The organism is Pantoea sp. ME81 (assembly GCF_903970985.1).
GTDB lineage: Bacteria > Pseudomonadota > Gammaproteobacteria > Enterobacterales > Enterobacteriaceae > Pantoea > Pantoea communis.
In genome coordinates, this window is record NZ_CAJCKS010000220.1 from 1 (window position 1) to 6,713 (window position 6,713).

Annotated in this window: 7 protein-coding genes and 1 riboswitch; of the genes, 6 read left to right on the top strand and 1 reads right to left on the bottom strand. The window is 53.1% G+C overall.

Translation table 11 applies throughout. From position 1 onward, the window contains the following. Positions 1-632, bottom strand: a 632-nt coding sequence (locus tag H7A81_RS24445) for an FAD-dependent oxidoreductase (protein ID WP_182058992.1), incomplete at its 3' end; no start/stop codon positions are given. A gap of 115 nt (positions 633-747) precedes the next feature. Next, a riboswitch (TPP riboswitch) is annotated at positions 748-867 on the bottom strand. Between the two features lie 177 nt (positions 868-1,044). Between H7A81_RS24445 and H7A81_RS24450 the strand changes: the two genes are divergently transcribed. The 6 genes from H7A81_RS24450 to H7A81_RS24475 form a co-directional block, all read left to right on the top strand. Further along, positions 1,045-1,482, top strand: coding sequence for a 6,7-dimethyl-8-ribityllumazine synthase (locus H7A81_RS24450; RefSeq protein WP_034830445.1), 438 nt, complete (start codon positions 1,045-1,047; stop codon positions 1,480-1,482). A 276-nt stretch (positions 1,483-1,758) separates the two neighbouring features. Next, positions 1,759-2,628, top strand: a complete 870-nt coding sequence (locus tag H7A81_RS24455; protein ID WP_370529987.1) for a metal ABC transporter substrate-binding protein — start codon at positions 1,759-1,761, stop codon at positions 2,626-2,628. After that, a complete protein-coding gene (locus tag H7A81_RS24460; RefSeq protein ID WP_182058994.1) occupies positions 2,625-3,410 on the top strand; it encodes a manganese/iron ABC transporter ATP-binding protein in 786 nt (261 codons plus the stop codon). The genes H7A81_RS24455 and H7A81_RS24460 overlap by 4 nt, the downstream gene beginning before the upstream one ends. Next, the gene (gene sitC, locus H7A81_RS24465; protein ID WP_182058995.1) at positions 3,394-4,257 is read left to right on the top strand and encodes an iron/manganese ABC transporter permease subunit SitC; all 864 of its coding nucleotides are present in this window, start codon (positions 3,394-3,396) and stop codon (positions 4,255-4,257) included. The genes H7A81_RS24460 and sitC overlap by 17 nt, the downstream gene beginning before the upstream one ends. Continuing rightward, on the top strand, positions 4,250-5,095 hold the full coding sequence (locus tag H7A81_RS24470; protein ID WP_166932603.1) for a metal ABC transporter permease: 846 nt from the start codon (positions 4,250-4,252) through the stop codon (positions 5,093-5,095). Before sitC ends, H7A81_RS24470 begins: the two co-directional genes overlap by 8 nt. 370 nt (positions 5,096-5,465) lie before the next feature. Beyond that, positions 5,466-6,713: Fic family protein (locus tag H7A81_RS24475; RefSeq protein ID WP_220458120.1), on the top strand; the 1,248-nt coding region annotated here is incomplete at its 3' end.

Here is a 6,713-nt window from a genome sequence, read left to right on the forward strand (position 1 = left end):
CGCGGCACCAGATAGCACGGAAAGCGCGGATGCAACAGACGAATCGGACGCGAGAACTGCACCTCTTCGCTGTGCAGAATCACCATCTCGCCACGCACCGCACGCAGACGCGGAAGGTCGGATTTGGCATGCATGCCACGACAATCAATCACCCGACCCGAAGGGTGTTGTGCATCAAAACGCACGCCGCGCTGTAACAGCTTTTCGCGCATTTCGGTGAGAGCCAGACGCGGGTCGAGATGCGCCTCCTCGGCAAAAAACAGCCCGCGCGCAAAACGCCCGGCCAGCAGAGGTTCAAGCTCACCGGGATCGACCCATTGGTGCTGTTCGGTCATGCGTGCGAAGCGAGTCAGTTCCTGGCTATCGCGCGGTGGCGCCACCACCAGCGTTCCCTGATGTGCCACGCTGCTGACACGCTGTTGCCACCAGGCCGCAGCATGCTGCCCAAGAGCGATCACTTCCTGCGGTGCACTTTCGGATTCGCACCAGGGTGCAAGCATGCCGCCAGCAAACCACGACGCGGGCTGGCGGGAGTCGTCGCCAATGACGTCGACCTCTTCGCCGCGTTCAGCCAGCAGCGTTGCCACGCACAGGCCTGCCACGCCGCAGCCTAATACCGTCCAGCGGCTCACAGCAGGTTATCCGGGATATAAAGGGAATTCACATCGGCCTCTCAGTGTTGACTGAGACCCGCAGATACAGGAGGAGGGAAAGGGCGCGAGCGATCCTCTGCGCCAGACAACACCGGAGCGGTGCTGTCAGTCTTCCTACGCCAGTATCAACTGGGTCAGGTTCAAAGGGTCGCTAAGCCGCGCATTGCGCTTTTAGCCTCTCAGTCTCTTTGGCGAGACTCCCCCGACGCGTCTATTTGTATTGCAGGCGCAGGTCGCCGTCAAGCACGGATTGCCGCAGATAGCCATCACGTCATCGCATGGCATTTATCGCTACGTGCACGTTCTGGATCGAAAACGTAACATATGGTATACAAAGGCATTATTGCTACTTTTCAAGCGCAAAGAAATTACAGGTGATGTTGGACTCATTATGAAAAATATTAGAATTGCCTTTATTAAAGCCGGTTGGCACAAAGAGATTGTGCACAATGCTTTGGTGGGTTTTGAGCAAGAATTAAAAGCACAGAACGTTGAAGCGGAATTAAAAGTGCTGGAAGTGCCGGGCGCATTTGAAATGCCGCTGCTGGCAAAACGCTTAGCGGAAACCGGCAAATACGACGCGATCGTAGCGGCTGCGCTGGTGGTGGATGGCGGTATCTATCGTCACGATTTCGTTGCTGCAGCCGTGGTTGATGGCCTGATGAACGTTCAGCTGACCACCAATGTGCCAGTGTTCTCTGTCTCACTGACGCCGCACAATTTCCAGCCGGTCGATGTGCTGGAAAACTTCTATACCGAACACTTTATTAAGAAAGGCAAAGAGGCCGCGCGTGCTGCGCTGGCGATTCATAATTTGTCGATCGATTAATTCCCTCTCAGGAACACTTCATTATTCGCGGTGAAGTGTTCTTGCTCTCAATAATATCTCCCTGCCCTTAAGAACAATATGTTCTACGTTATTTCGAAAATCGCATAAGCCACTTTCATTACTCTCCTCTGCTACTTCAACTTACGTAAATTTTTGTCGTAAACAGCAAAAGGTGTACAAAAACACTTCACATTCATAGCATTCACTATAATGTATAGCACAGGCTATACTTCTCAGAGGATGACTATGTTGATCAGGCACGTTGTATCGGTTGTGATGCTTACGCTCGCGATGAGCACTTCGGCGTTTGCTGCCGACAAACTCAAAGTGGTCACTACTTTCACGGTGATCGCAGACATGGCAAAGAACGTCGCAGGTGATGCCGCCGAAGTGACATCCATCACCAAGCCCGGTGCGGAGATCCATGAATACCAACCAACCCCCGGCGATATTCGTCGCGCGCAGGGTGCCGATTTAATCCTTGTAAACGGTTTTAATCTGGAACTGTGGTTTAGCCGCTTCTATCAGCGCCTGAAAGGCGTGCCGCAAGTCACAGTGACCGAGGGCATTGAACCCTTAGGTATTACCGAGGGACCCTACAACGGCAAACCCAACCCACATGCCTGGATGTCACCAGACAATGCGCTGATTTACGTCGATAACATCCGTAAAGCACTGCAAAAATACGATCCTGCCAATGCCACCGTTTATCAGGCCAATGCGGATCGCTATAAAACGCAAATCCAGCAAACCCTGGCGCCGATGCGCGCGGAGATTGAAAAACTGCCGGAAAACCAGCGCTGGCTGGTGACCAGTGAGGGCGCTTTTTCCTATCTGGCACGTGATTTGGGTCTGAAAGAACTTTATCTCTGGCCGATCAATGCCGATCAGCAAGGCACACCGCAACAGGTGCGCAAAGTGATTGATGCGGTGAGAGCCAACCACATCCCGACTATCTTCAGCGAAAGCACCATCTCCGCCAAACCGGCCCAACAGGTCGCGCGTGAAGCGGGTATTCACTACGGCGGCGTGCTGTATGTTGACTCTCTCAGCAACAGTGACGGGCCGGTTCCGACCTACCTTGATCTGCTGCGCGTGACCACCGATACCGTAGCCAAAGGCATCACCGCCGGGAGCCAAAAATGACCCTAAACGTGCAGGATGTTAGCGTCACCTACCGCAACGGTCACACTGCGTTGCGTCAGGCATCTTTCTCCGTGCCAGCGGGCAGCATCGCCGCGCTGGTGGGCGTCAACGGCTCCGGGAAATCCACACTGTTTAAGGCCATTATGGGCTTCGTGCCGCTTTCGACGGGTCAGGTCACGCTGGCAGAGATGCCCGCGAAGCGTGCGCTAAAACACAATATCGTCTCCTATGTGCCGCAATCCGAAGAGGTGGACTGGAGCTTCCCGGTGCTGGTGGAAGATGTGGTGATGATGGGCCGCTACGGCTATATGAATATGCTGCGCATCCCGCGTGCGGAGGACAAACGCAGCGTGGATAACGCGCTGGCACGCGTCGGGATGAGTGATTACCGCCATCGTCAGATTGGTGAACTCTCCGGCGGGCAGAAAAAACGCGTCTTCCTCGCACGTGCGCTGGCTCAGAGTGGTCAAATTATCCTGCTGGATGAGCCCTTCACCGGCGTCGATGTCAAAACCGAGGCGGCGATCATCACCCTGTTGCAGGAGCTGCGCGATGAAGGCCGCACTATGCTGGTCTCCACGCACGATCTCAACACCATCCCTGATTACTGCGACCGCTGTGTGCTGGTCAAAAACACCGTGCTGGCTAGCGGCTTATTGCATGACACTTTCACCGCTGCCAACCTGGCGCGCACCTTTGATGGTGAGGTGCAGCAGCGTAATGCCGCACTGTTGCAGAAGATAGCCGCACGACCGGGGGCGGATCATGTCGTGGATTATTGAACCCTTCGGCTATCAATACATGCTGAATGCGATGTGGATCGCCGCGCTGGTCGGGGCGATTTGCGCGTTTCTCTCCTGCTTTCTGATGCTGAAAGGCTGGTCGCTGATTGGTGATGCGCTATCCCATTCGATAGTGCCGGGTGTGGCTGGCGCGTACATGCTGGGGTTGCCCTTCTCACTCGGTGCCTTTCTCTTCGGCGGACTGGCGGCGGGCAGCATGCTATTCCTTAACCAGCGCACGCGCCTGAAGGAGGACGCGATAATCGGACTGATCTTCTCTTCCTTCTTCGGCATCGGGCTCTTTCTGGTGTCACTCAATCCGACGTCGATCAATATTCAAACCATCGTACTGGGCAACATCCTCGCGGTGGCGCCCGCCGATATCTGGCAGCTCGGCACCATCGGCGTGGTGACGCTGACGTTATTGCTGCTTAAGTGGAAAGATTTGATGGTGACGTTCTTTGATGAAAGCCACGCGCGCTCACTTGGGCTGAATACCACCGGCTTAAAGATCCTTTTCTTTACCCTGCTCGCGGCCTCCACCGTCGCCGCATTACAAACCGTTGGCGCTTTTATGGTGATTTGTCTGGTGGTGACACCGGGTGCCACTGCTTATCTGCTCACCGACCGCTTCCCGCGTTTGTTGATGATTGCCGTGGCTATCGGCAGCATCACTAGCTTCCTTGGCGCGTGGAGCAGCTATTTCCTTGATGGTGCCACTGGCGGCGTGATCGTGGTGGCACAGACTCTGGTGTTCCTGCTGGCGTTCGTCTTTGCGCCTAAACACGGCGTGCTGGCCGCACGGCGACGCGCTCGTCTGGCGCAGGAGGTCAACCTCAATGATTGAAATACTGCTGAGTCCTTTCGAATTCGAATTTATGAATATGGCGCTGATCATCACGCTGATTTTGTCGCTGCCGTGCGCCATGCTGTCCGCATTTTTAGTGTTAAAAGGCTGGTCACTGCTCGGCGATGCCATGAGTCACGCGGTATTTCCCGGCGTGGTGCTGGCGTGGTGGATCGGCTTTCCTTTTGCGATTGGCGCTTTTATCGCGGGCATGCTGTGCGCGCTCGCCACCGGTTTTATCAGCCAGAACAGCCGCATCAAGCCTGATACCGTGATGGGCATTGTGTTTTCGGGGATGTTTGGTGCCGGACTGGTGCTCTACCTAAAACTGAAACCGGAAGTCCATCTCGACCACATTCTGTTCGGCGATATGCTGGGTATTGGCTGGGCGGATATCGCACAAACCGCCGCCATTGCGCTGCTGGTCGTTCTGGTGCTGAGTGTGAAATGGCGCGATCTGTTGCTTCATGCCTTTGACCCACAACAGGCGCGCGCCTGTGGCATCAACGCTAATGTGATGCATTATGGGCTGCTGTGTTTAATTGCGCTGACCATCGTTGCCGCGCTGAAATCGGTGGGCGTGATTTTGTCGATCGCCATGCTGATTGCGCCAGGAGCGATATCACTGCTACTGGCGCGGCGGTTCTTACAGGTCATGCTGCTGGCGGCGCTAATTGCCATCCTGACAGGATTTTGTGGGGTATACGCGTCCTTCTTCCTCGATAGCGCGCCGGGACCGACCATTGTAGTGCTGTATAGCCTGTTATTTGTGGTGACGTTTGTGAGTGTGAGTTGGCGCGAGAGAGCGAATGGTCGCGGCTTAGCGGCTATCAAATAAAGTGATTCCGGGCCGCAAATTTCAAGATTGGGCCATAAATTTAATTTATTGGGCCGATAATGAGTGAAATGGGCTGTAAAATATTTATAATGGGCCGTAGATGTTCGGGATGGGCCATAAATTATGATGTCGTGGGCCATAAACGTTCAATATGGGCCACAAATCTACCTGGTCTCAAGCCTTCAGCGAGTGCAAAGCACGGGCCAGGTAGGTTTCTGATTTATGGATTTCGAGCTAATCCCAGAGGCATACGATTTTGATCCAGCCAATCTCCCCAGATGATCTTTCAGACCTACAACACCGAATTCTCTCAACTATCGCATGTGCCGAGTCTTCGCTCAGTTCCGGTGATCTCGCGAGTCGGCTTGGTGTGGGTCGTTCAACGATCAAACGGCATATCGAGGTTTTGCTTGGTCAAAGTAAAATTACCCGGCACGGCGTAGGACGAGGGACTCGGTATACCGCGCAGGCGCCCATTAACAAGCTGCCCCAATCCGGTTCATCGGTGACAGAGAAGACCCCTGAATATCATTCTTCTTCCCTCACTACAGCTCAATCATTGCATCAATATCTAAATTTACCTCTGTCAGTCAGGGATATTTCCGGGTATGACCGAAGCTTCGTGGACAATTATATTCCAAACGAAACGTTCCTACTGCCTCAGACGCTAGCCCTGGCCTTAATGAATGAAGGCAAAATGGCAGGGCAACAGCCCGCTGGTACCTACGCGCGAAAAGTTCTGGAGCAATTGCTCATTGATTTGTCCTGGTCATCCTCTCAACTTGAAGGAAACCGATATTCATTGCTGGCCACCGAAGAACTGTTCAAAAGTGGCGCGGCTTCGAATGATTTGGATGCCGTCATGCTGCTTAACCATAAACAGGCCATTGAGTTTTTGGTCGATGCAGTCCCTGAATCTGGATTAACTGGGCCGGTAATCAGTAACCTGCATGCCTTATTGATGCATGATTTACTGTCAAATCCAGACGAGTTGGGAGCGATCAGACGCAAAATCGTGAATATTTCGGGAACCACCTACACTCCACTACAGGCACCGTTCCTGTTACAAGAAATGTTCGACATTATTATCATAAAAGCACGGCTGATTAATAATCCTGTGGAGTCAGCCTTTTTCCTGTGGGTCAATATCGCTTATCTGCAACCCTTTGAAGACGGGAACAAAAGAACCAGCAGGCTGGCCGCGAATATTCCGCTTATGATTTACAACAGTGCTCCACTCTCCTTTCTTGATGCTGATGTCACAAGCTATGCCTACGCGATGATGGGGATTTATGAAAAACGTGACGTGACTTTAGCCGTTGAGTTGTTCGAACATTTATATCGTCGCTCAATCAAACGCTATGCCGTCACACTGGAAGCTATGGGCGTTCCGGATCCGTTTAGACTTCGTCACCGGGAAGATTTAAACACCACTATTCGCTTAATCGTTGCAGAGAGTCAGAATATTGAGTCTGCGATGCAGGTGATTGATCTTTTTCCTGAAGACAGAACGCGATTCATGCAGCTTTTACAGAACGAGCTACGCATATTGAGTACGTTAAATTGTGCCCGGTATCGTCTATCAATATCGCTAACGGAGCAGTGGATCCGTCAGGGG

Coding starts and splice junctions, on each gene's coding strand:
- H7A81_RS24450 (WP_034830445.1), top strand. CDS start 1,045: ATGAAAAATATTAGAATTGCCTTTATTAAAGCCGGTTGGCACAAAGAG.
- H7A81_RS24455 (WP_370529987.1), top strand. CDS start 1,759: ATGCTTACGCTCGCGATGAGCACTTCGGCGTTTGCTGCCGACAAACTC.
- H7A81_RS24460 (WP_182058994.1), top strand. CDS start 2,625: ATGACCCTAAACGTGCAGGATGTTAGCGTCACCTACCGCAACGGTCAC.
- sitC (WP_182058995.1), top strand. CDS start 3,394: ATGTCGTGGATTATTGAACCCTTCGGCTATCAATACATGCTGAATGCG.
- H7A81_RS24470 (WP_166932603.1), top strand. CDS start 4,250: ATGATTGAAATACTGCTGAGTCCTTTCGAATTCGAATTTATGAATATG.